This is a genomic window from Achromobacter sp. 1012554356, from assembly GCF_059760815.1.
The window spans coordinates 15,135-38,850 of record NZ_JCBANC010000062.1 but is presented as its reverse complement, the minus strand read 5'-3'; the positions used below and the strand labels follow the sequence as shown (position 1 = coordinate 38,850).

At 67.9% G+C, this 23,716-nt stretch carries 26 protein-coding genes; 18 read left to right on the top strand and 8 right to left on the bottom strand.

Translation table 11 applies throughout. The features are described from left to right. Positions 1–12 precede the first annotated feature (12 nt). Positions 13–1,611 (top strand): glycerol-3-phosphate dehydrogenase/oxidase, encoded by a 1,599-nt coding sequence (locus AC6LJW_RS24630; protein WP_056560705.1) that lies wholly within the window; start codon positions 13–15, stop codon positions 1,609–1,611. 4 nt (positions 1,612–1,615) lie between these two features. Here the strand turns inward: AC6LJW_RS24630 and AC6LJW_RS24625 are convergent, their stop codons facing one another. The 3 genes from AC6LJW_RS24625 to curA all read right to left on the bottom strand — a co-directional run bounded on the left by AC6LJW_RS24625 (position 1,616) and on the right by curA (position 4,086). Continuing rightward, positions 1,616–2,215: an HD-GYP domain-containing protein gene (locus AC6LJW_RS24625; protein ID WP_427984650.1), complete on the bottom strand. Its 600-nt coding sequence runs from the start codon at positions 2,213–2,215 to the stop codon at positions 1,616–1,618. Between the two features lie 144 nt (positions 2,216–2,359). After that, positions 2,360–3,040 carry a type 1 glutamine amidotransferase domain-containing protein gene (locus tag AC6LJW_RS24620; RefSeq protein WP_056560697.1) on the bottom strand — a complete coding sequence of 227 codons (681 nt, stop codon included), beginning with the start codon at positions 3,038–3,040 and terminating at the stop codon, positions 2,360–2,362. After that, a complete protein-coding gene (gene curA / locus AC6LJW_RS24615) occupies positions 3,037–4,086 on the bottom strand; it encodes an NADPH-dependent curcumin/dihydrocurcumin reductase (protein ID WP_498088486.1) in 1,050 nt (349 codons plus the stop codon). Before curA ends, AC6LJW_RS24620 begins: the two co-directional genes overlap by 4 nt. Before the next feature lie 163 nt (positions 4,087–4,249). On the opposite strand from curA, the gene AC6LJW_RS24610 reads away from it, so the two are divergent. From AC6LJW_RS24610 to AC6LJW_RS24565, 10 genes are all read left to right on the top strand, one after another. Further along, a complete protein-coding gene (locus AC6LJW_RS24610) occupies positions 4,250–5,017 on the top strand; it encodes a TetR/AcrR family transcriptional regulator (protein ID WP_056560692.1) in 768 nt (255 codons plus the stop codon). 2 nt (positions 5,018–5,019) lie between these two features. Beyond that, positions 5,020–5,973, top strand: coding sequence for an HlyD family secretion protein (locus tag AC6LJW_RS24605; RefSeq protein WP_498088485.1), 954 nt, complete (start codon positions 5,020–5,022; stop codon positions 5,971–5,973). After that, positions 5,970–6,917: an ABC transporter ATP-binding protein gene (locus tag AC6LJW_RS24600; RefSeq protein ID WP_056560686.1), complete on the top strand. Its 948-nt coding sequence runs from the start codon at positions 5,970–5,972 to the stop codon at positions 6,915–6,917. Before AC6LJW_RS24605 ends, AC6LJW_RS24600 begins: the two co-directional genes overlap by 4 nt. After that, a complete protein-coding gene (locus tag AC6LJW_RS24595; protein WP_056560683.1) occupies positions 6,914–8,059 on the top strand; it encodes an ABC transporter permease in 1,146 nt (381 codons plus the stop codon). Before AC6LJW_RS24600 ends, AC6LJW_RS24595 begins: the two co-directional genes overlap by 4 nt. A gap of 5 nt (positions 8,060–8,064) precedes the next feature. Beyond that, a complete protein-coding gene (locus AC6LJW_RS24590; protein ID WP_498088484.1) occupies positions 8,065–9,534 on the top strand; it encodes an efflux transporter outer membrane subunit in 1,470 nt (489 codons plus the stop codon). A gap of 131 nt (positions 9,535–9,665) precedes the next feature. Further along, the gene (locus AC6LJW_RS24585) at positions 9,666–10,394 is read left to right on the top strand and encodes a response regulator transcription factor (protein WP_056560680.1); all 729 of its coding nucleotides are present in this window, start codon (positions 9,666–9,668) and stop codon (positions 10,392–10,394) included. Between the two features lie 66 nt (positions 10,395–10,460). Further along, positions 10,461–10,943: a YbaK/prolyl-tRNA synthetase associated domain-containing protein gene (locus AC6LJW_RS24580; protein WP_056560677.1), complete on the top strand. Its 483-nt coding sequence runs from the start codon at positions 10,461–10,463 to the stop codon at positions 10,941–10,943. Positions 10,944–10,966: 23 nt separating this feature from the next. Then, positions 10,967–12,973, top strand: a complete 2,007-nt coding sequence (locus tag AC6LJW_RS24575; RefSeq protein ID WP_498088483.1) for an FUSC family protein — start codon at positions 10,967–10,969, stop codon at positions 12,971–12,973. A 3-nt stretch (positions 12,974–12,976) separates the two neighbouring features. Beyond that, complete coding sequence (locus tag AC6LJW_RS24570; RefSeq protein WP_498088482.1) at positions 12,977–13,762, top strand: NRDE family protein; 786 nt, start codon at positions 12,977–12,979, stop codon at positions 13,760–13,762. 142 nt (positions 13,763–13,904) lie between these two features. After that, positions 13,905–14,339, top strand: a complete 435-nt coding sequence (locus tag AC6LJW_RS24565; protein WP_056560671.1) for a carboxypeptidase-like regulatory domain-containing protein — start codon at positions 13,905–13,907, stop codon at positions 14,337–14,339. Between the two features lie 61 nt (positions 14,340–14,400). On the opposite strand, the gene AC6LJW_RS24560 is transcribed toward AC6LJW_RS24565, so the two are convergent. After that, the gene (locus tag AC6LJW_RS24560) at positions 14,401–14,775 is read right to left on the bottom strand and encodes an MAPEG family protein (RefSeq protein WP_056560668.1); all 375 of its coding nucleotides are present in this window, start codon (positions 14,773–14,775) and stop codon (positions 14,401–14,403) included. A 233-nt stretch (positions 14,776–15,008) separates the two neighbouring features. Here AC6LJW_RS24560 and AC6LJW_RS24555 point away from each other — a divergent pair, with 233 nt between their 5' ends. Next, positions 15,009–15,845: a CPBP family glutamic-type intramembrane protease gene (locus AC6LJW_RS24555; RefSeq protein WP_427984640.1), complete on the top strand. Its 837-nt coding sequence runs from the start codon at positions 15,009–15,011 to the stop codon at positions 15,843–15,845. A gap of 12 nt (positions 15,846–15,857) precedes the next feature. On the opposite strand, the gene AC6LJW_RS24550 is transcribed toward AC6LJW_RS24555, so the two are convergent. The 4 genes from AC6LJW_RS24550 to arfB all read right to left on the bottom strand — a co-directional run bounded on the left by AC6LJW_RS24550 (position 15,858) and on the right by arfB (position 18,517). Continuing rightward, positions 15,858–16,913 carry an alkene reductase gene (locus tag AC6LJW_RS24550; protein ID WP_056560659.1) on the bottom strand — a complete coding sequence of 352 codons (1,056 nt, stop codon included), beginning with the start codon at positions 16,911–16,913 and terminating at the stop codon, positions 15,858–15,860. Positions 16,914–16,964: 51 nt separating this feature from the next. Next, positions 16,965–17,312 carry an ArsR/SmtB family transcription factor gene (locus AC6LJW_RS24545; protein WP_056560656.1) on the bottom strand — a complete coding sequence of 116 codons (348 nt, stop codon included), beginning with the start codon at positions 17,310–17,312 and terminating at the stop codon, positions 16,965–16,967. Positions 17,313–17,381: 69 nt separating this feature from the next. Then, complete coding sequence (locus AC6LJW_RS24540; protein WP_498088481.1) at positions 17,382–18,092, bottom strand: DUF2238 domain-containing protein; 711 nt, start codon at positions 18,090–18,092, stop codon at positions 17,382–17,384. 8 nt (positions 18,093–18,100) lie between these two features. Then, a complete protein-coding gene (gene arfB / locus AC6LJW_RS24535) occupies positions 18,101–18,517 on the bottom strand; it encodes an alternative ribosome rescue aminoacyl-tRNA hydrolase ArfB (RefSeq protein WP_056560649.1) in 417 nt (138 codons plus the stop codon). A gap of 121 nt (positions 18,518–18,638) precedes the next feature. Between arfB and queE the strand changes: the two genes are divergently transcribed. The 6 genes from queE (at position 18,639) to AC6LJW_RS24505 (ending at position 23,713) form a co-directional block, all read left to right on the top strand. After that, positions 18,639–19,271, top strand: coding sequence for a 7-carboxy-7-deazaguanine synthase (gene queE, locus AC6LJW_RS24530; protein ID WP_498088480.1), 633 nt, complete (start codon positions 18,639–18,641; stop codon positions 19,269–19,271). Positions 19,272–19,299: 28 nt separating this feature from the next. Then, positions 19,300–19,743, top strand: a complete 444-nt coding sequence (gene queD, locus AC6LJW_RS24525) for a 6-carboxytetrahydropterin synthase QueD (RefSeq protein ID WP_056560642.1) — start codon at positions 19,300–19,302, stop codon at positions 19,741–19,743. 322 nt (positions 19,744–20,065) lie between these two features. Then, positions 20,066–20,539 (top strand): MarR family winged helix-turn-helix transcriptional regulator, encoded by a 474-nt coding sequence (locus tag AC6LJW_RS24520; protein WP_056560638.1) that lies wholly within the window; start codon positions 20,066–20,068, stop codon positions 20,537–20,539. Then, positions 20,536–22,587 carry an FUSC family protein gene (locus tag AC6LJW_RS24515; RefSeq protein ID WP_056560635.1) on the top strand — a complete coding sequence of 684 codons (2,052 nt, stop codon included), beginning with the start codon at positions 20,536–20,538 and terminating at the stop codon, positions 22,585–22,587. Before AC6LJW_RS24520 ends, AC6LJW_RS24515 begins: the two co-directional genes overlap by 4 nt. Then, entirely contained in the window at positions 22,584–22,796 is a 213-nt protein-coding gene (locus AC6LJW_RS24510; protein ID WP_056560632.1) for a DUF1656 domain-containing protein, read from the top strand. The genes AC6LJW_RS24515 and AC6LJW_RS24510 overlap by 4 nt, the downstream gene beginning before the upstream one ends. Positions 22,797–22,798: 2 nt before the next feature. Then, positions 22,799–23,713, top strand: coding sequence for an efflux RND transporter periplasmic adaptor subunit (locus AC6LJW_RS24505; protein ID WP_056560629.1), 915 nt, complete (start codon positions 22,799–22,801; stop codon positions 23,711–23,713). Positions 23,714–23,716: the final 3 nt, after the last annotated feature.

Below are 23,716 nucleotides of genomic sequence, written 5' to 3'. Positions count from 1 at the left end.
CCCCCAAAGAACATGAACCAACCCCTCGCCTCCGTCACCCCGCCCGACCGCAGCCGTCTTCTGAACACGCTGGACAACACGCATTCCTGGGACGTCATCGTCATCGGCGGCGGCGCAACCGGCCTGGGCACGGCGGTCGATGCCGCCGCGCGCGGCTATCGGACCCTGCTGATCGAAGGCGCCGACTTCGCCAAGGGCACGTCCAGCAAGGCCACCAAGCTGGTGCACGGCGGCGTGCGCTACCTGGCGCAAGGCAATGTCAGCCTGGTGCGCGAGGCCCTGCACGAACGCGGCCTGCTCAACCGCAACGCCCCGCATCTGGTGTGGCCGCTGGGCTTTGTGGTGCCGGCCTACACCATGCTGGACCAGCCGTTCTACGGCATCGGCCTGAAGATGTACGACATGCTGGCCGGCAAGCTGAACCTGGCGCCCAGCCGGTGGCTGTCGCGCCGCGAAACGCTGGCCAACGCCCCCACCCTCGCCGAAAACGTGAGCGGGCGCAACCTGAAGGGCGGCGTGCTGTACTACGACGGCCAGTTCGACGACGCGCGCCTGGCCATGAGCCTGATGCGCACGCTGTTTGACCTGGGCGGCACGGCGGTCAACTACGTGCGCGCCACGGGCCTGACCACCACCCATGGCAAGGTCGACGGCGTGACCGTGCAGGATGTGATCGGCGGCGCAACGTTCACGCTGCGGGCGCGCTGCGTGGTCAACGCCACCGGCGTGTGGGTGGACGCCGTGCGCCGCATGGAAGACAAGAACGCGCAGACGATGGTCGCGCCCAGCCAGGGCGTGCACCTGACGCTGCCGCAGGATTTCCTGCCGGGCAAGCGCGCCGTGCTGATTCCGAAGACCGACGACGGCCGCGTGCTGTTCGTGGTGCCGTGGAACGGCCACACCATCGTCGGCACCACCGACACGCCGCGCCAGGATCTGCCGCTGGACCCCGACGCGGGCGCGCAGGACGTGGATTTCATCCTGAGCACCGCCGCGCGCTATCTCAGCCGCAAGCCGACGCGCGACGACGTGACCAGCGTCTGGGCCGGCCTGCGTCCGCTGGTCAAGGCGACCGGCGAAGCCTCCACCAAGAAGCTGTCGCGCGAGCACACGATTCTGGTGTCCAAGGCCGGCCTCGTGACGGTCACCGGCGGCAAGTGGACGACGTACCGCCGCATGGCGCAGGATGTGGTCGACACCGCCATCCAGCATCAGTTGCTGACCCAGGCCTCGTGCCGCACCGAATCGCTGCCGCTGCACGGCGCCAATGGTCTTGCGCCGTCGCAGGAACACGCAGGCACGCCGGACAGCTATTACGGCAGCGATCTGCCGACGTTGCAGGCTTTGCCCGGCGCGCAGCGCATGCTGGTCAAGGCCAGCGGCCTGTCCGAAGCGCATGTGCGTTTCGCGGCGCGCTTTGAACTGGCGCGCAGCGCCGAGGACGTGCTGGCGCGCCGCAACCGCGCGCTGTTCCTGGATGCCGAGGCGGCGATGCTGGCCGCACCGGAAGTCGCGCGCATCCTGGCCGAGGAACTGGGCCACGACGCGGCCTGGCAGCAGCGCACGCTGCAGGACCTGGCCACCGTCGCGGCGACCTACCGTCTGAAGTAATCCGCTACGGCACGCGCAGGCGGCTTTCCCGGATCAACGATTCGAACACGCGCAGCAGGTCGGGATCGAACTTCGATCCCGCCTCCTGGTGCAGGATGTCCATGATCTGCGTGTGCGAGCGCGCCGGATGGTAGGGCCGCGCATCGCCCAGCGCATCGTAGGAATCGGCCACCGAGATGATCCGCGCGTGCAGCGCGATGGCGTGGCCGGCAAGGCCGTCCGGATAACCGGAGCCGTCGAAATGCTCGTGATGGTGCCGCACCGCCAGCGCAATGGTCTCGCGCTGGGGCATCGCGGTCTGCATGATGAGGGCGGCGCCTGCGGCGGCATGCGCCTTCATGATTTCCCAGTCTTCCCATACCAGCCGGTGCGGGCTGTGCAGCACGCGATCGGGCGTGCCGATCTTGCCCACGTCGTGAAGCCGCGCGGCGACGGTAATGACATCCACCTCGTGCTCGGGCAGTGCGCACGCCCGGGCCAGCGCCACGCTTAGCGCAGCCACTCTATTGCAATGCCGGCCAGTGGCCGGGTCACGCGCCTGTATCGCGGCAAACAGCGCCGCTTCGTAGGATCCTGCGGGAATTTCGGGTACGTCGGGGGGCATTGGAAAATCTGCGCGCCGCAACGGCATCGCGGCACGCGCATATCGGAAAGCCGGGATTCTGACACAATCCGCAACGATCTCCGGCCGCCGCACGCTGGGCGCGGGGCCGAGCCGCGCTTTTCCGCCATGTTGCCGTGACGGCGATCAGGCTTTCAGGCGTTCCAGAAGCGCCTTGGCCACGCCCACCGACGAGCCGGGATTCTGGCCCGTGATGAGCAGACCATCGCTGACCACGTGCGACTGCCAGTCCGGGCCGCTGCTGTACAGGCCGCCCAGTTTTTTCAGCTCGTCCTCGACCAGGAACGGCACCACATCGGTCAGTTGCACGGCGGCTTCTTCCGCATTGGAAAAGCCGGTGACCTGCCTGCCCTGCACCAGCGGCTTGCCGTCCGCCGTTTTGGCGTGGCGCAGCACGCCGGGCGCATGGCACACGGCCGACACCGGCTTGCCCGCGGCCAGCATGGTCTCGATCAGCGCCACCGATCTGGCGTCTTCGGCCAGGTCCCACAGCGGGCCATGGCCGCCCGGGTAGAAAACCGCGTCGAAATCCGACGCCTGCACCTCGGCCAACCGGCGCGTCGATGCCAGCACGCGCTGCGCCTCGCTGTCCTTCTGGAAGCGGCGGGTGTCGTCGGTCTGCGCGTCCGGATCGTCGCTCTTGGGATCCAGCGGCGGCTGGCCGCCCAGCGGCGAAGCCAGCGTGACCTTGGCGCCCGCGTCCAGGAACGCGTAGTACGGCGCCGCAAACTCTTCCAGCCAGAAACCCGTCTTGCGGCCCGTATTGCCCAGCGTGTCGTGGGAAGTCAGCACGATCAGGATGTTCATGTAGCGCTCCATTCATCAGGGCCGACACGCACAATGCGTTTGCCGGCATTTTCGCCCTTGAGCAGCCCGATCAGCCCGCGCGGGGCGTTCTCCAGGCCGTCAACCACGTCTTCACGGTATTTGATGCGTCCTTGCTTGATGAGGTCCTGCATGGCCTCACGGAATTCGCCGTAGCGATGCGCGTATTCGTTGAAGATGATGAAGCCCTGCATCCGCAGCCGTTTCGTCAGGATGGTGCGCATCAGCAGCCCCAGGCGGTCCGGGCCCTCGGCCTGGCTGGTGGCGTTGTAGGCCGAGATCAGCCCGCACACCGGAATGCGCGCGCGCGCATTCAGCAGGGGCAGCACGGCATCGAAGACGGCGCCGCCCACGTTTTCGAAGTACACGTCGATGCCTTGCGGCACCGCGTTCGCCAGACGCGTGGGCAGATCCGGCTGACGGTGGTCCACGCATTCGTCAAAGCCCAGTTCCTCGACCACGTAGCGGCATTTGTCCGGCCCGCCCGCAATGCCGACGACCCTGCAGCCATGGATCTTGGCGATCTGGCCGACCACGGCGCCGACCGCGCCGCTGGCCGCCGCGACGACGACCGTTTCGCCGGCCTTGGGCTGGCCGATGTCCAGGAGCCCCATGTAGCCGGTAAAGCCTGGCATGCCCAGCACGCCCAGCGACCAGGACGGGTTTTCGGGCTTGGCGCCCAGGCGCAGCAGGCCGGCGCCGTCGGACACCGCGAAATCCTGCCAGCCGGTCTGCGCCAGCACCCACTCGCCCACCTGGAATTGCGGATTGTTGGAGGCATGAACGCGCGTCACCGTGCCGCCCACCATCGGCTCGCCGATCTGCACGGGGTCGGCATAGGACGGCGCGTCGCTCATGCGGCCGCGCATGTAGGGGTCGAGCGACAGATATACGGTGCGCAGCAGCACATCGCCCTGCCCGGGTTGGGGAATGTCGCCGGTTTCCAGGCGGAAGTCGGCGTCGGTGGGCTCGCCGTGCGGGCGGGCCGCCAGCACGATGCGGCGGTTGGTTGATGCGGATTGCGGCATGAGGTTCGGTCTCCTTCGTAACGCCGGCCGGGCCTCGCGGACTACCCCGGGCGGCAGGGTGGGGAACCGGCCCATTACACCATCGACGGCTGCGAGGCCGGGCCGTAACCCTGTTGATCGAACCCTCTTTTAATTAATTAAGTCTTTAATTAGAATCTGCCGCATGTCTGCCGCCGCTCACCCTCCCGCCCGACGCCCCGGCCGCCCGCCGCGTCCGGACAACGCCACCGCCCGCGCCAATTTGCTGGATCTGGCCACGCAACTGTTCGCCGCCCAGGGCGTCGCCGCGACCACCATTGCCAACATTGCGCAGCGCGCGGGCGTGACGCCCGCGATGCTGCATTACTACTTCAAAAGCCGGGATCAGTTGATCGACGCGGTGGTGCTGGAACGGATCGTGCCGGTCATCGGCTTTGTCTGGGCGCCCGTGCCGCTGGAAGGCGGTGGTGCCGTCATCGATGGTGCCCCTGCCAACGGGCCCGGCACCCTGCCCGACCCGGCTGCCGCGGCCCGCGGTTTCATCACCGAAGTGGTCGGCCGCGTGGTCCAAAGCGCCACGGAAAAGCCCTGGCTGCCGTCGCTGTGGATGCACGAAGTCGTCAATGAAGGCGGCCAGTTGCGCGATCGCGTGCTGCGCCATTTGCCGTCGGACCGGCTGCACGCATTCGCCGGTCTGATCGCCGAATGCCAGCGCCGGGGCGCCATCACGCCGGGTGTCGAACCGCGCCTGGTATTTCTGTCCATCCTCGGCCTGACGCTGCTGCCGCTCGCCACGTCCAACCTGTGGCGCCGCATCTGGCAGGACGACCCGGTGGCGCAGTCCATCGGCAACGAGGCGATCGCCGCCCACGCCATTGCCATGCTGACCGGCGGCCTGTTCACACAGCCCTCTCCGCCCTCCTCCCCCTCTGCCCCGACTCCAGGACGCTGACCATGCGCACCTTACGCCTCCTGTCCGCCCCCCTCGCCTTGCTGCCGCTGTTCGCCTGCGGCAACAACGACCAGCCGTTCTACCAGGGCTATGTCGAGGGCGATTACGTGTATGTCGCCTCGTCCGAACCGGGCCGCCTGGACACGCTTGCGGTGCGGCGCGGCCAGCAGGTCGACGCCAACCAGCCGCTGTACGCGCTGGACGCCACGCGCGAGGCCGCGGCACGCGATCAGGCGCTGGCGGAGGTGGCCGCGGCCCGCGCGCAACTGGAGGACATTGCCACCGGCAAGCGGGCGCCGGAGGTCGATGTCAGCCTGGCGCAACTGGCGCAGGCGCAGGCCGCCAGCCGCCGGTCCGCCGCGCAGCTGGCCCGCGACAATGCCCAGTTCCGCATCGGCGGCATCGCACGCTCGCAACTGGACGACAGCCGCGAACAGGCGCAGTCGGACGCGGCGCGCGTGCGCGAACTGCAGGCCCAGGTCGAGGTGAACCGGCTGCCCGGCCGCGACGAAGCCCGGCGCGCGCAGGCGTCACAAGTGGAGGCCGCCGACGCCGCGCTGGCGCAGGCCGAATGGACGCTGAACCAGAAACGGCTGGCGGCGCCAGCCGCCGGGCGGATCTTCGACACCATGTACCGGGTGGGCGAATGGGTGCCGGCCGGCAGTCCGGTCGTGAGCCTGCTGCCGCCCGGCAACATCAAGGTGCGGTTCTTCGTGCCGGAGACGGCGGTCGGGTCGCTGAAGATCGGCCAGCAAGCCACGCTGCGCTGCGACGGCTGCGGCGAACCGATACCCGTGCACATCGATTACGTATCGGACCAGGCCGAGTACACGCCGCCCGTTATCTACAGCCGCGAAAGCCGCAGCAAGCTGGTCTACATGGTGGAAGCGCGACCCGCCCCCGACGCGGCGGCGCGGCTGCATCCGGGACAGCCGGTGGAGGCGACCCTGCCATGAACGCGCCCGGCGCCGGCGGCAACGTCATCGACGTGCACGGCCTGAACAAGCACTTCGGCAACAAGCACGTTGTGAACGACGTGTCGCTACAGGTCCGCGAAGGCGAGATCTTCGGCTTCCTGGGGCCCAACGGCAGCGGCAAGACGACCTGCATCCGCCTCATGTGCGGCCTGCTCACGCCGGATTCCGGCAGCGGCACCTGCCTGGGCTACGACATCCTGCGCGACAGCGCCGAGATCAAGCGCAACGTCGGCTACATGACGCAGAAGTTCTCGTACTGGGAAGACCTGACCATCCGCGAGAATCTGGATTTCGTCGCCCGCATGTACGGCATGCCCCAGCGCAAGGAAGCCGTGGACCGGGCCCTGCAGGACCTCGGGCTGCAAACGCGCGCCGGGCAACTGACGGGATCCTTGTCCGGCGGATGGAAGCAGCGCCTGGCGCTGGCCGCCTGCCTGCTGCACCAGCCACGGCTGCTGCTGCTGGACGAGCCCACGGCCGGCGTGGACCCGACGGCGCGGCGCGACTTCTGGGAGCAACTGCATGAACTGGCGGCGCGCGGCATATCCGTGCTGGTCAGCACGCATTACATGGACGAAGCCGAACGCTGCCACAAGCTGGCGTACATCTCGTACGGCAAGCTGCTGACGCAAGGCACCGCCGACGAGGTCATCGCCGAGCAGCGGCTGACCACCTGGGCGATCCACGGCGTCAATCTGGTGCCGCTTGGCCAGCAGTTGCGCAGCGCGCCCGGAGTCGACCAGACGGTCGCGTTCGGGTCCGCGCTGCACGTCAGCGGCCGGGATGCGGCCACGCTGGAACGCACGTTGCGCGCGGCCGTGGCGGGCCAGGACCTGCGCCTGGAACGCATCGACACCAGCCTGGAGGACGTCTTCATCTACCTGATGAACCAGTCCACCGACAACTTCGCGAGCAAGCCATGACCGCGCGCCCGAACGGCTTTTCGTGGTCGCGCTGGTGGAGCATGGTGCTCAAGGAGTTCCTGCAGCTGCGCCGCGACCGCATCACCTTCGGCATGATCGTGGGCCTGCCGATCATGCAGCTCGCGCTTTTCGGCTATGCCATCAATACCGATCCGCGCCAGATGCCCACCGCCATCATCGCGGCGGACCATAGCCCGTTCACGCGCAGCTTCATCGCGGCGATGCGCTCGTCGGACTACTTTCACATCGTCGAGGAGCTGGACACCGAAGAAGCCGGCCGCGCCGCGCTGGCGCAGGGCCGCGTGCTGTTCGTCGTGACCATTCCACCCGATTTCACCCGCAGCCTGCTGCGCGGCGAGCGCCCGGCGCTGCTGATCGAGGCCGACGCCACCGATCCCATGGCGACGGGCATGGCGCTGGGCGCAGCCACGCAGCTTACGCAAGCCGTCGCGCAAAAGGATTTGACCGGACCGCTTACCAGCCTGGCGGGCGGCCAACCACCTTTCGACGTGCGCATCCACCAGCTCTACAACGAAGAGCAGATCTCGCAATACAACACGGTGCCGGGGCTGATGGGCGTGATCCTGACAATGACGCTGGTGATGATGACCGGGCTGGCGATGACCCGCGAGCGCGAACGCGGCACCATGGAAAACCTGCTGGCGATGCCGGTGCGGCCGATCGAAGTAATGACCGGCAAGATCGTGCCCTACATCGCCATCGGGTTGATCCAGGCCAGCATCATTCTCGCGGCGGCGCATTTCGTCTTCCACGTGCCCATCATGGGCAGCCTGCTGTCCGTCTACCTGGCCGCGCTGCTGTTCGTCGCCGCGAATCTCACCGTCGGCATCACGCTGTCGTCGCTGGCGCAGAACCAGCTTCAGGCCATGCAGCTGACCATGTTCTATTTCCTGCCGAACATGCTGCTGTCCGGCTTCATGTTTCCGTTCCAGGGCATGCCGATGTGGGCGCAGCACCTGGGCAACCTGCTGCCGCTGACGTATTTCAACCGGCTGATCCGCGGCATCCTGCTCAAGGGCAACGGCTGGTGGGACCTGTGGCCCAACATCTGGCCCCTGATGCTGTTCACCGTCATCGTCATGACTGCCGCCGTGAAGTTCTACCGCCGCACCCTGGATTGAAGCCCATGTCCCGCCCCATCCTCATGCCCGCTTCCCGCCCCCTGGCCTCGATGGCGCTGTGCGCGCTGCTGTCGGCCTGCGCGGTGGGCCCCGACTTCGATACGCCCGCCGCGCCAGACGTGGCTGCCTACACGGCAAACGGGCAGGATGCGCTGTCCGCGGGCCAGCAGCGGCTGCAAGCGGGCGCCGACATTCCCGCGCAGTGGTGGCAATTGTTCCGGTCGGACGAGTTGGACCGCATGGTGCGGCAGGCGCTGGACGCCAGCCCCACGCTGGAAGAAGCGCGCGCCCGCTTGCGCCAGGCGCAGGAAGACCTGGCCGCTGACACCGGCGGCCGCATGCTGCCCGCCGTGGACGCCAATCTGTCGGCGGCCCGCAAAAAGGTCGATCCCGCCGCCTATGGCGTGCCGGTGGCCGAGCCGCCCCCGCCCTTCACGCTCTACAACGCCTCAATCGACGTGTCTTACACGCTGGACGTGTTCGGCGCCAACCGCCGCGCGCTGGAAAGCCTGGCCGCGCAAATGGATTACCAGGCGCACGAGCTGCAGGCGGCACGCATGTCGCTGGCGGCCAATGTCGTTACTGCCGCCATCCGGCAGGCGGATCTGGCCGAGCGGCTGGCCGCCACGCGCGACCTGTTGGCGGCGCAGGTCAGCCAGCAGGACATCATGCGCAAGCGCCTGGATGCAGGCGGCATTGCCCTGGCCGACCTGCGCAACCAGGAGCTGCTGGTCGCGCAGACCCGCGCCACCGTGCCGCCGCTGGAATACCAGCTTGCGCAGGTGACCCATCAGCTTGCCACCTACCTGGGCGTGCTGCCCGCCGCCCTGCAATCGCCGCCGCTGCGTCTGGCAGACCTGACGCTGCCGCCCGACGTTCCCACCGGCGTGCCCTCGGCGCTGACGCGCCAGCGGCCCGACATCCTGGCGGCCGAAGCCCTGTGGCACAAGGCGTCGGCCGACGTGGGCGTGGCCACGGCCAACCTGTATCCGCAATTCACGCTGACCGCGAGTTTCGGTTCGCAGCGCACGGGCGTGAACGAGCTGTCCGATGGCGTCAACGTGTGGAACCTGGGACTCGGGCTGGTCCAGCCCCTTTTTCATGGTGGCGAGCTGCGGGCGCGCAAGCGGTCCACCGAGGCCGCGTATGACGCCGCCGCCGCTTCATTCCGCCAGACGGTGCTTGATGGCTTTCGCCAGGTGGCCGATGCGTTGCGCGCGCTGCAGACGGACGGCGAGGCCTTTGCTGCCTACGACGACGCGTGGCGCCGCGCGGACGAGGCCGGCCGCATCGCGGCGGGCCGCTATCAGGCGGGCGGCATCAGTCACCTGAGCCTCCTGGACAGCCAGCGGCAGGTGTTGCAGACAAGGATTTCGCGCATCGAGGCGGACGCCGCGCGCTACACCGACACCGCCGCGCTGTTACAAGCGTTGGGCGGCGGCTGGTGGAACGAGGCGGCTCCCGCCGCTCCGTAAGCCCGCAAAAGGCACTCTGCGGGTCCATGGCCGAGAATTCGGGTAGGAAAGTGTCGTTGTGCGCGGCTTGGGAAACCGTTGTGTCCGTTCATCATGCAAGAGCTCAAGCTGCATGATGTTTACAACGATTCATGAATGACCTATTAGACCTGATCGTCTTCGCTCCCGACGCTGGCCAGCGCGTGCGCCGTAGCGACGAACTGGCCGAAATGGGGTTCTCGCCGCGCCCTTGCGAAGACTCCAACGGACTGTTCCGCCTGTTTCAGGCCCGCCGCACCCCGCTGCTCGTGATGCAAGCCGAATTTACCGATCTCTGCATGGCCGTCGCAGGTCTGCGCGCCATGGACACCACCGCCGGCATCGTTGCCATTTCCGCCTTCGATACCCCTGAGAACCGCATTCTCGGCCTGCACTGCGGCGCCGACGCCTGTTTTTCTCCCGAAGTCGTCACTGGCGAAATCGCCGCAGCCCTGCAGGCGCTGGTGCGCCGCGTCCCCACCACCGCCAGCCGCCGCGCGGCGGAGGCCGATGCGCGGACCGCGCCGCCGCCCGTAGCGCCCGCCGAACCGACCGGCAAGTGGCAATTCCTGGATGCCGCCTGGACACTGGTCAGCCCCCAGGGCACGCGATTGGCGCTGACCCAGGCCGAGCGCGAGTTCCTGCTCAAGCTGACCGGCGCGCCGGACAAGCGCATGCCGCGCGGCGATCCGCCGGGTATCGACCCGCACTCGGGCCGCGAATCCGTGCGCCGCACGGACGTCGTCGTCAGCCGCCTGCGACGCAAGGCGCAGGACGTGGACGTGGAATTGCCCATCCGCACCGTCTGGGGCTGGGGCTACGCGTTCACCGGGGAAATCTGACGCGCCGCGGGCGTATGATTCCGCGTACAAGGCCGACTCCCGGCCCGCCACTGCCCCCTTTGTCCCATGGAAGTCTTTGAACGCCTGCAAGCCCTGCTCATCCAGCATCAGGCGCGCTACCGCCTGCTCGAACACGCTGCCGCCGGCAAGTCCGTCGAAGTGGCCGCCATCCGCGGCACCGAGGTCAGCCAGGGCGCCAAGGCGCTGGTCTGCCGCGTGAAGATTTCGTCCAACCAGCGCAAGAACGTGCTTGCCGTCTTTCCGGCGGACAAACAGGCCGACCTGGACGCCATCGCGCGCGCGGCGGGCGGCAAGAAGGCTTCGCTGGCATCGCAGGACCTGGCGCGCGAGCTCACGGGCTGCGAGATCGGCGCCATTCCGCCCTTCAGCTTCAATCCCGACCTCGCGCTGCTGGTGGATCCCAGCCTGCGCGAGCGCCATGACGAAATCGTGTTCAATGCCGGACGCCTGGACGCGTCCATCCTGTTGAACACCGACGACTACTTCCGCCTGGCCGCGCCCGAAGAGGCGCCGCTGATCAAGGCCTGACCCGCGCCGCCCATGAGGCCACCTTGCCCCGCCCATTGACGAGCCACGGCGCGCGCGCCTCCAACATGCGCTGGCTGATGAGCCTGGCGCACATGGAACCGTCCCCGGTAAACCCCTGGGTGATGCTGCGGGCCGCCCTGGCCATCGGCCTGCCGTCCGCGGTGGGCATGGCGCTGGACCAGGGCGCCGCGGCCGCGCTGGTGGCGCTGGGCGCGCTGCCCGCCATCACGGGCGACAACGGGGGCCCCTACCGCAACCGCGCGCTATCCATCGGTTCCACGGTGTTTGGCGGCGCGTTCGGCTATCTGCTGGGCAATCTGATGTCGGGCCACGGCCTGTGGACCTCCGCGGCAATGACGCTGCTGGTGCTGGCGGCCAGCCTGATCGGCACCTTCAACAACATCGCCGCCGTCGCCACGCTGCAATTTGCCACGTATGTCATCGTCGGGTCCAGCTTGACGCCCACGCTGCCGCCCTGGCTGCCGCCGGTGCTGGTGGGCGTGGGCGGGCTGTTCGGGCTGGCGCTTACGCTGTCCGGCTGGGTCGTCAATCCCATCGCGCCGGAGCGGGCCGCCGTGGCGCAGGCCTACCGCAAGCTGGCCGCCATGTTCGCGGCCATCGGCACGTCTAGGGTGATGGCGGCGCGCCGCGACATGGAAGCCGCCATGGCGACGGCCTACGACACCGTCCTGGCCGCGCGGGGCCGATCGGCGGGCCCGTCGCCCCGGCTGGCGCGGCTGGCTGCGCAATTGCAGGCTTGCACTCCGCTCACCAACGCCGCGCTGGCGCTGGCGCGCGCCGGCCGCGTGTTGCCGGACGAATGTGCCCGCGTCATGAACCACCTGGCCGACCGGGTCGAGAACGATGCCCAGCCGGACGCGCGCGACGACATCGCCGCGCTGCACCGCGCGGGCATGCCGCAGCTGGCCGAGGCACTGGAGCAGGTGCAGCCGCTGCTGCACGGCGCCCGCGCCAATCAGACCAGCCAGGCCACTGGGGCCATCGAGGCCGACGCCTTTGCCGACCTGCAGCCCGCACCGGCGCGCACGCCGTGGCGCGTGCTGATCCGCACTTACCGGCCCGGGCCGACGACCGTGCGCTACCTGGTCCGGCTGGGTCTGTGCCTCGTCGCCGCCGAGGCCGTCGCCCTGGCGGCCGCGCTGCCGCGGTCCTATTGGGTGCCGCTGATCGTCGTAGTGGTGTTCAAGCCCAACTTCGGCTCGGTGTTCGCGCGCGCGCTGCAAAGCTGCGCGGGCAGCGCGGTCGGCGTGGCGATCAGCGCCACCGTGCTTGCGCTGGATCGCGGCGGCTTGGCCAGCCTGCTCACCGTTGCCGCGCTGGCCGCGCTGCTGCCGTGGTCGATACGGCGCAACTACGGGCTGTTCTCGGCGATTCTGGTGCCCATCCTCATGCTGCTGATCGGGGCGCTGCAACCGGGAAGCTGGGCCATTGCGCTGGCGCGGCTGGTCGACGTGGGCGTCGCGGCGGCCATCGTGCTGCTGGTGGGCTACCTGCCGTGGATCCGCATCGAACGCAGCAACCTGGACCATGCCGTGTCCGCTGCCACGTCCACGCTGGCGGCCTACCTGAACACCGTATTTCAGACCGATCCCGGCAGCCGGCACGATCTGCGCGCCCGCGCCTACGCGCGCCTGTCGGACCTGCGCATCGCCCTGCAGCGCGGTCTGTCCGAACCCCGCCTGGTCAGCCGCCGCGCGCTAGCCTGGTGGCCGGTGGAAGTGGCCCTGGAACGCGTGGCCAATGCCATCTCGGACACGGCCTGGTCGCTGCCCGCCGGTCAGGATGCGCCGGCCGCCGCTCAGGTCGCTCAGTTGGCCGCCACCCTGGACAGCATTGCCGCGGCCGTCGAACAAGGCCTGCCGGTCCCCCCCGATGCCGTCGTGGCGCCGTCACCCGTGCTGCGGGACGTGGCCGCGCAGATCGAAGCCTTGCGCGTCACGCTGGCCGGTCCCGACTTCACCGCGGCGCCCGGCAGGCCTGCCGCCCCCTCCACCCTTCATCAGGTCTGAATCATGTGTCTTGCCGTACTGGCCCTGCACACGCTGCCCGGCATCCCTGTGCTGATCGCCGCGAACCGCGACGAATTCCACGCGCGCCCCACCCTCCCCGCGGCGCAATGGCCCGACGCGCCGGCCATCTATGCCGGGCGCGATGGCCAGGCGGGCGGCACCTGGATGGGCGCGACTGCGCAGGGTCGCTATGCGCTGGTCACCAATTTCCGCGAGCCCGGCCGGCACCTGGACAACGCCCCGTCGCGCGGCGCGCTGGTCGAGGACTTTCTGCGCGGCGCGATGACGCCGCAGGCCTACCTTGAGACCGTGCACGCCATGGACCAGGCGTACAACGGCTTCAACCTGATCGTGGGCGACGCGCGGCAAGCCTGGTACTTGAGCAACCGCAACGGCGGACCCCGCGCGCTGGCACCCGGCGTCTACGCCCTGTCCAATCACCTGCTGGACACGCCGTGGCCCAAGCTGGCGCGCACCAAGGCTGCGTTCTCAGCCGTGCTGCACCACCAGCCGCAGCCCAACCTGCCCGCGCTGTTCACGGCGCTTGGCGACCGCAGCCCGGCGGACGAAGCCGATCTGCCGGCCACCGGCCTGCCTTTGGCGCGCGAACGCCTGTTGAGCAGCCCGTTCATCGTCAGCCCCGACTATGGCACGCGCAGCTCCAGCGTCATGGCGCTGCACGGCAACGGCACGGGTGAACTGGAGGAACGGCGGTTCGCCCCGGACGGCTCGGTCAGCGGCGTCAGCCAACTGACGTTTTCCTGGCATGCGGCCGGCAGCGGCGCGTGACGCGGGGCGCCTGATACAAACGGTTGATTTCCGAGGCGGACGGACGCGAACTCGCCTTGCGCGGTCACGTCGAATGGTTGCAAGCTACCGGCCTGGGCAGCCGCAACGCGCTGCCGCGCCGGTTTTTCTGCAGGAGAACTCCATGAACAAACGTTTTGAACGCTGCACGATGGCCGCCGCCATGGCCCTGGGCAGCATTGCGCTAGCCGGTGTCCTGTCCACCGCCCAGGCGGCCATGCCGCCCGTGCAGCACCAGGGCTCGGTCGAATACGTCAGCGGCGGCATCGGCATCGACGAATCCGAAGCCATGAAGGCCGCATCCAGCAGCTATCCGCTGGCGTTGACCTTTGCCGCGCAACGCGGCGGCAAGGCCGATTACGTGGCCGACGTGACCGTCGCGATCCGGGATGCGCAGGGCAAGGCTGTGCTTCAGACGACCGCGCAGGGCCCTTACATGCTGGTGAAGCTGCCCGCGGGCAACTACCGGATCTCGGCCACATTCGATGGCAAGGCGCAGGAGCGCGAGGTCACCGTGCAAGGCTCGGGCACCGCGCGCGCGATGTTCGAATGGAAGTGATGGCATTGGGGCGCGGCTGGTAAGGCCGCGGCCCAGATCCTGTTCAACGGCGCTGGTCGCGTCAGACGCCCGCAAACAGAATCGCTATGACAAAGCCCACGCCCGCGGTCCAGACCAGCGAGCGCAGCGCGCCCCAGTTCGCCAGGTACATCGCCAGATAGCCCAGCCGCGTGCCCAGCCAGCACGCCATCAGCGTGGCGACGTGCGCGGGAGACGCCTGGTTGTACAGCGCGAACAACACGGCGGCATAAAAGAACGGCAACGCTTCGAACGTGTTGACCTGCGCGGCGTTGGCGCGCGCGCGCCAACCCTCCTGCCGCGCCAGCCAGGCCCGCGGATCGTTGTTGTCGAATTTCTTGCCGCCTGCCTTGGCGATGATCGTGGACACGAACGGCAGCAGCGCCGCCGCCAACATCAACCACGCGATTGTCTTCATTCCTGACTCCATTGCTGGCGGCGTAGGGGCCGCCGGATGCGCGGGGCGTGTGCCGCCGCTGCCGCATGGTCGCCTGAAAAGCCGGGCAAGGCAAAGCCGCCGACGGTGGCTCGGGTATCAAGGGTGGCGCAGGCAGCATCGAACACGCCGGCGGCGTAAGCCCCGCGGTTGGCGAAGGCCGCGCTTACACTCGGCCCTTTGCAATTGCTTCCCGCCCGCCCATGCCGCACGTCATGCCCTGGTTTGCCCTGTTCCTGGCCGCCGCCCTGCTCTGGCCGCCCTGCACACGCCGTTGGGCGCTTGTCCCGCTGGCGGTGGCATGGACCTGGGCATTAGCCGACGGGACGGCCGATCTCGTTGCGCTCACATGGCCCGCGCTGCTGCTGGTTGCCGCGGCGCTGGTGCGCTCCCACGCAAGGTCGGCCGCGCGCGTGGCCGGGCATGGACTCTTCGTGATCGTGGCCGTGCTGCTCTTTGCACATCTGCTGCCCGGCTTTCACAACCTGCGCGCGATCGATCCCGCGCCGCTCAGTCCGGACGCGATCCCTTTCGGCATGTACCTGAACCTGGACAAACCGCTCGTGGGGTTCTGGGTGGTGCTGGTGCTGGCGCCGCCCATGGCCGCGGCCCACACGCGCCTGACCGTGCAGGCGGCGATCCTCGCATGCGCCGCCGCGGTGGCGGCCTGCCTGGGACTGGCGCTGGCGCTGGGCGTGGTGGCGTGGGCGCCGAAATGGCCGGCGTCAGGCTGGATCTGGCTAATCAACAATGCCTTGCTGGTGACGCTGGCGGAAGAGGCGCTGTTCCGCGGATATGTGCAGCAGCAGCTGGCGCACTGGTGGCGCCGTCGCGCATGGGGCGCGTGGGCGGCGGTGGCCGTGGCGGCCGTGCTGTTCGGACTGGCCCATTACGCGGGCGGTTGGCAATGGATGCTGTTGGCCGGGCTGGCAGGCGCGGCGTATGGCGCCGCCTACCATTACGGCGGCTTGGGCGCCGCCGTGCTGGCGCATCTGGGCCTGAACGCGGCGCACTTCGGATTGTTCACGTATCCAATGCGCGCCGCGCTATGAACGGCCGGCGGTTCAGGCCGCCAGCGCCGGATAGTCCGTATACCCTTCCGGACCCGAGGCGTAGAAGGTAGCCGGGTTCGGCGTATTCAGCGGGGCCTTGCGTTCCAGTCGCTCGGCCAGATCGGGCGTGGCGATGTACGGCACGCCAAACGCGACGGCGTCGGCCTTGCCGGCAGCGATGGCGGCTTCGGCGGTGTCGCGCGTGTAGCCTTCGTTGGCGATAAATACGCCGCCGAACTCGGCCTTGATCATCGGCGCCAGGCTGTCCGGCGCTTCGTGCTCGCGGGCGCAAATGAACGCGATGCCACGCTTGCCCAGTTCACGCGCCACGTAGCCGAACAGGCCCGGCAGATCCGAATCGCCCATATCGTGAGCATCGGCGCGCGGCGACAGATGCACGCCGACGCGGCCCGCGCCCCACACCGCCACGCAGGCGTCGACCACTTCCAGCAGCAGGCGCGCGCGGTTTTCGATGGAACCGCCGTACTGGTCCGTGCGGTGGTTGGTGCTGTCCTGCAGGAACTGATCCAGCAGATAGCCGTTGGCGGCATGCACCTCCACACCATCAAAACCGGCTTCCATCGCCAGCTTCGCGCCGTGGCGATAGGCCTCGACCACGCCGGGGATCTCGGCGGTCTCGAGCGCGCGCGGCGTCACGTATTCGCGCTTGGGGCGCACGTGGCTGACGTGGCCCTTGGCAGCGATGGCGCTAGGCGCGACCGGCAGTTCGCCGTCCAGGAACATCGGGTCGGAAATGCGGCCCACGTGCCAGAGCTGCGCGACGATCAGGCTGCCCTTGCCGTGCACGGCATCGACCACCTTGCGCCACCCCTTGACCTGTTCCGGCGACCACAGCCCCGGCGTGTCGGCGTAGCCCACGCCCTGCGGCGTGACCGACGTGGCTTCCGTCAGGATCAGGCCTGCGCCCGAGCGCTGGGTGTAGTACTCGACCATCAGATCGTTCGGCACGCGGCCGGCGCTGGCGCGTTGACGCGTCAGCGGCGCCATCACGACACGGTTGCGCAGGGTCAGGTCGCCGACTTTCAGCGGTTCAAACAGGGGGTTCATGCAAAATCCTTTCGTCCCGGCAATGGGGCGCTTGCGGGTATGGCAGACGGGCTACATATCCAGATTCAACTGCCGCAGAAACGCGGCAATCACGGGTTCATTGCGACGAAAAAAAACCCACTGCCCCACCTTGGTGGCCGAGATCAGGCCGGCGCGCTGCAGCACGGCCAGATGCGACGACACCGTCGACTGGGACAGACCGCAGCGATCATCGATGTGGCCCGCGCACACCCCGTGTTCGAAGGTGTGGCCCGGGCGCTCCTCGAAATACGCATGCGGCGTCTTCAGCCAGGCCAGGATGTCGCGGCGAACCGGATTGGCCAGCGCCTTGAGGATGGCGTCGGCGTCGATCGCGGGTTGCGCGGCGTTCTGGTCGGAAGGTGAGGAAGTTGCGGTCATATTGGTATATCGCAATTTATCGAATCATATATCGGGTTTATCCGATATATCGTCATGCCCCTGCTGCCATCAAGGATTTTCGGCTCCGGTCTGGCGGTCCGCCAGCCGCTGACGCTCCGGCTTGAGGCTGTCGGCCCAGTCGCGAGCAAGGTCGCGCTGCGCCTTCCAGTTGACCAGTGCGGTGATGGCCATGGCGATCACCGCGCCCAGCGCCGCCAGCGCCATGTCCTTCTGCGCATCCCAGATATCGCCTTGCGTGCCCAGGTAGGCCGCGCCCAGGTCGCCGCCAAAGAACTCCGCGGCGCCCCACTCGATCAGTTCGTAGAGCGCCGACGTCGACAGCGTCACGTCCATCGGCAGGAAGTACGCCCAGAAGCCGCGCACCTCGGCCACGCGCAGGAAGATCTCGCGGATCGGATAAGCCAGCAGCAACCCGTACGAAAAGTGCACGACGCGGTCGAAATTGTTGCGTTCCCAACCCAGCAGGCTGTTCAAGCTGCGGCCGGTCAACGCGCGCCACCAGTCGTCGTACGGCACGAGCGAATACGTATAGTGCGCGCCCACCGTGTGCAGGCACAGGAACAGAAAGATCAGCGTGTACGACACGCGCGAAAACACGAACGCGCGCCGCGTCGCAAACAGCACGGCGCCCAGGCCCAGCACCAGCGCGTTTTCCAGCGCCCAGGCGGAGCGGTCGTGCGGACTGATGGCCAGCGCCACCCAGATGACGGCGAACACGCAGGCCAGCGTGACCAGATAGCGGCGGCGCGCGTCGGCCATGGTGCGCCCTAGTCGCCCTGCACCCGGCCGCGCAGCCGCTTGACCTCGCCGTGCAGCACCTTGCGCTGCACGCGGCGGCGTTGCGACGAGCGCGTCGGCTTGGTGGCGCGGCGGGGCTTGTCGACCTGGATGGCCGACCTCACCATTCCCACCAGGCGCTCGATGGCCTCGGCGCGGTTCTTTTCCTGGCTGCGGAAGGACTGCGACTTGATGACGATCACGCCCTCTTTCGAGATGCGATGGTCGCTGATGGCGCACAACGCATCCTGCACCTCGGGCGGCAGGCGGGAAGCGCGCACATCGAAGCGCAGGTGGACGGCGCTGGACACCTTGTTGACGTTCTGCCCGCCGGCGCCCTGCGCACGGATCATGGTGAAGGTCAGGTCGCGCTCGTCAATGAAAAGCGAGTCTTGGACGTGAAACATAGGCGGGAAGTCTACAGGGGCGGGCCACGTCTTGCAGGGTCTTTCGGCGGATATTGGCCGCGCCAAGTAAAATAGTGCGCTTTTGCTCGAATTCCGTGGCGCCCTACCGCCCGCATCTCCTATGACTTACTCCGCCAAAGAAATCTTCAAGACCCTGCAAGGCGAAGGCGCCCACGCAGGCCGCGCGGCGGTATTCTGCCGGTTTGCGGGCTGTAATCTCTGGACCGGCCGCGAAAGCGACCGTGCCAGCGCCGCCTGCACCTTCTGCGACACCGATTTCATCGGCACCGACGGCGACGGCGGCGGCAAGTTCGCCTCGGCCGAACGGCTGGCCGATGCCATTGCCGCGGCCTGGGGCCCCGACGCCGGCAACCGCTACGTGGTCTTCACGGGTGGCGAGCCGCTGCTGCAACTGGACGCGCCGCTGCTCGACGCAATCCACGCCCGCGGCTTTACCGTCGCCATCGAAACCAACGGCACGATCAAGCCGCCTGCCGGCATCGACTGGATCTGCGTCAGCCCCAAGGGCACAGCTCCGGTCGTGATCGAACGCGGCAATGAGCTCAAGCTGGTCTACCCGCAGCTCAACGCCCTGCCCGACGCCTTCGCGCATCTGGATTTCGAACACTTCTTCCTGCAACCCATGGACGGACCGGCGCGCGCGGCCAACACCGAGCAGGCCGTCCAATACTGCATGCAGCATCCGCAATGGCGGCTCAGCCTGCAAACCCACAAATACATAGGCATTCCATGATTTACCCCCACGCCTTGCGGAGCACGCGATGATTTCCGTGACCCGCAGGCTCGAGTTCGACGCCGGCCACCGCATCCCCGATCACCGCAGCCAGTGCCGCAATCTGCACGGCCACCGCTACGTGCTGGAAATCACCCTGACGGGTGACATCGTGCAGGCGCCCGGCGAGTCCGACAACGGCATGGTGATGGACTTCTCCGAGATCAAGCACATCGCCAAGACGCACATCGTGGACGTCTGGGACCATGCGTTCCTGGTCTACGAAGGCGACGACGCCGTGCGCGGCTTTCTGGACACCCTGCCCGGGCACAAGACGGTCGTGCTTGACCGGATTCCTACCGCGGAAAACCTGGCGACCATCGTCTTCGAAACGCTGGCGCCGCAATACCACGGCCATTACGGCGCGGAACTGCGACTGACGCGCGTGCGTCTGTATGAAACGCCGAACTGCTGGGCCGACTGCAACGGCTGATCCCGGCCGGGTGGTGGGCGTCGGACACCCGATTGCGGGTTGTTTGCCCCGGTGTCTGACACCCGTTGAGAACGTCTTCCCATCGAACCGGTGCCGCCAGGGTGTCAGACACCTCGACCTGAGTGTTTGACGCCGGCATCGGCTCGCATTGCATGGGTGTCTGACACCCGAATCGGCTCACACGGGCAGTCGCATTCCCGTCTTCGGCCCTGTTTTCCACCCATGGAAAACCGCCCTGCTATTTCCCCAATTGGAAAAATCTATCGGGATAGTCGCCATTTTCAATTATTAGTAAGCTAATAGATAGGATACAATCGAATTCATGCTTACTCCTTCCGACTCCCAGCTCATGGCCACCACCGCCAACCTGATGGTGCTGTCGCGCGCCTACCGCGGCGCTGCCGATAAAGCGCTTGCCGACTATGGCCTTTCTCAAGCGACTGCGTGGCCCGTCATTCTGGCCGGCCGTCTTGGCGACGGGGTTCGCCAAGGCGCGCTGGCCGAAGCTTTGGGCGTCGAAGGCCCCTCGCTTGTGCGCGTGCTGGATCAGCTGGTGGCCGCCGGCCTGATGGAACGGCGCGAAGACCCCCACGATCGCCGCGCACGCACCCTGCACCTGACCGACGCCGGCCACGCGCTGCGCGCGCAGGTCGAAGATGTGCTGGTTGAACTGCGCCGCCGCATCTTTCACGACGTCAGCGAATCCGATCTGCAAGCCTGCCTGCGCGTCTTCGACGCCCTGAAGGTGTCGCTGGGCCGCAGCGGCGCTGGCGCGCAAGAGGACGCGCGGCCATGAAGCTGCCCAACGTCCGCGAAACCGTCTTCTCGCTCAAGAGCTACCTGAGCGCCATCATGGCGCTCTACCTGGCTTACAGCATTGGTTTGCCGCGTCCGTTCTGGGCCATGACCACCGCTTACGTCGTGGCGCAGCCCTGGTCTGGCGCCGTGCGTTCCAAGGCGCTGTACCGCCTGGTCGGCACCTTCTTCGGGTCGGCGGCCACCGTGTACATGGTGCCGCGGCTGTCGAACTCGCCCGTCGTCATGACCGGCGCGATGGTGCTGTGGGTGGGCGCCTGCCTGTACATGTCGGTGCTGGACCGCACGCCGCGGTCCTATCTGTTCATGCTGGCCGGCTACACCGCGGCGATGATCGGCTTTCCCAGCGTCACCGACCCTTCGCTCGTGTTCGACACGGCACTGGCCCGCGTCGAGGAAATCAGCCTGGGCATCGTGTGCGCCACGCTGATCCACAGCATCGTGCTGCCGCGCGGCCTGGCGCCCGCGTTGACGCTGCAACTGGACAAGGCCGTGCGCGATGCGCGCAACTGGATGCACGACACGCTCAGCGGCAAGGCCGCCGAACAGCGCGACAAGGACCGCCGCGAGCTGGCCAACGACATCACGCAACTGCGCCTCTTGTCCACCCACGTTCCTTTCGACACCAGCAACCTGCGCTGGACCGCGGGCGCCGTGCGCGCCATGCAGGACCAGATCGCGGCGCTGACGCCTGCCGTGTCCGCCGTCGAAGACCGCATGCGCGCCTTGCAGGCCAACGGCCAGACGCTGCCCGAACCCGTGCAGTCGCTGCTCTCCGATATCTCGGAATGGATCAACGCCGGCCCGCAGGCCTCGCACGAGACCGCCGTGCAGTTGCGCGCCGCCGTGACGCGGCTGACACCCGGCATCGACAGCCGTTCCACCTGGCGCGACGCGCTGCTGGCCAGCCTGATGGCGCGTCTGCGCGAACTGATCGACACCTATGACGAATGCCTGGCGCTGCGCCGCGACATCCGCGCCGGGCTGCAGGGTGCGCCGGTGCGCGCCCCGCGCACGACCCGCGATCCGAACTCCGCGCTGCACCGCGACCACGGCATGGCGCTGCTGTCGGCGCTGGCCGCGGGCCTGGCCATTTCGGTGTGCTGCGCCTTCTGGATCGGCACGGCCTGGAGCAACGGCGCCACCGCCGCGCTGATGGCCGCGATCTTCAGCTGCTTTTTCGCCTCGCAGGACAATCCCGTGCCCGGCATCATGCAGTTCCTGACCTACACGGTGTATTCCATCCCGCTGTCGGCGCTGTATCTGCTGGGCATCATGCCGGCCATTCATTCGTTCGAGATGCTGGCGCTGTCCATGCTGCCGACCGCCTTCGTGCTGGGCGTGTTCATCGCCCGCCCGGCCAGCACCGGCAAGGCCATGGCGATGCTGTTCGGGTTCCTGGGCACCATGGCGCTGCAGGACACCAACACCGCCGACGTCGTGTCGTTCATCGACACGCAGGTCGCACAGTGCATGGGCGTGGCCACGGCCGCGATCATTGCGGCCATTTTCCGCACCGTCAGTGTCGACTGGAGCGCACGCCGCATCCAGGCCGCCAACTGGAAAGAACTGGCGACGCTGGCCAGTTCGCCGCGCGCGCCCTCGCGCCACACGTACACGGCCCGCATGCTGGACCGCATCGGCCTGTTGCAGCCGCGACTGGCGCTGGCCAAGCGGCCCGACGACCTGGTGGCCGCCGACGCGCTGAAGGACCTGCGCGTAGGCCGCGACATCACCGAGCTGCAGCGGGCGCGCCGCCATCTGCCAATGGCGGAACCCACGATCCAGCCGGTGCTGAACAGCCTGGCGCAGTTCTTCAAGATCCGTTCGTCGGGCCGCGTGCAGGACAAGACGCCGGAATTCCTGGCGCAGATCGACCGCGCACTGTGCAGTGTTGCCGCCACCCCGCAAGGCCCCCATGCGCGCGACCGCGCCGTGGTGGCGCTGGTCGGCATCCGCCGCGCCTTCTTTCCCGACGCGCCCGACTATCAACCCGCCCATCCGACCCTGGAGGGCCAAGCATCATGATTGGCGAATTCAATCTCTACGGCATTTATTTCCCCTGGCTGCTCGTGCTGGGCGTCGTCACCCTGGCCGTGGCCTGGGGCGTGCGCCGCGTGCTGGCACGCGCCGGGCTGTATCGCCTGGTGTGGCACCCCGCGCTTTTTGATTTGGCGCTCTTCGTGGTGCTGCTGTACGGCGTCTCCCTCATTTCCCCGCATTTTCTTCAGAGATAGGTATGAAACTCCCCAATGCCCTTCGCCCTGCTGCTATCGGCAAGTTCGCAGTGACGGCCGTCGTCGTCGCCGCCGCCGCTTACGCCGGCTGGCAGCTTTGGGATCACTATGAAGTCGAACCCTGGACGCGCGATGGCCGCGTCAAGGCCTATGTCGTGCAGGTGGCGCCCGACGTCTCTGGCCTGGTGACCAGCGTGCCCGTGCACGACAACCAGGACGTGAAGGCCGGCGACCTCTTGTTCGAGATCGACCGCGCCCGCTTCCAGCTGGCGTACGACCAGGCCCAGGCCTCGGTCCGTTCGCAGCAGGTGGCGCACGACCAAGCGCTGCGCGATGCCAAGCGCAACCGCTCGCTGGGTCAGCTTGTCGCGGCCGAAGCCGTGGAACAGAGCCAGACCAAGGTGCAGCAGACCGAAGCCGCGCTTGCGCAGGCGCAGGTGCAACTGAACACCGCCCGCCTGAATCTGGAACGCAGCCGCGTCGTGGCCGCCAGCGATGGCCGCATCACCAACCTGGATCTGCGCGCGGGCTCCTACGCCACCGCCGGCCACGGCGTGATGGCGCTGGTGGATGCCGGTTCGTTCTACGTCGAAGGCTACTTCGAGGAAACCAAGCTGCCCGGCATCCACGAAGGCGACCCCGTCACCGTGACGCTGATGGGCGAACCGCGCCACATCCGCGGCCACGTCGAAAGCATTGCCCTGGGCATCGCGGACCGCGACCGCAGCACTGGCGCCAATCTGCTTCCCAACGTGAACCCGACCTTCAACTGGGTCCGCCTGGCGCAGCGCATTCCGGTGCGCGTGAAGATCGACGAGGTGCCCGAAGGCGTGCGCCTGGTCGCCGGCCAGACCGCCACCGTCTCGGTGGACGACCGCCCCGCGCAAGCCGCAGCCGCCGCGCCCCACTCCTCCTGACGC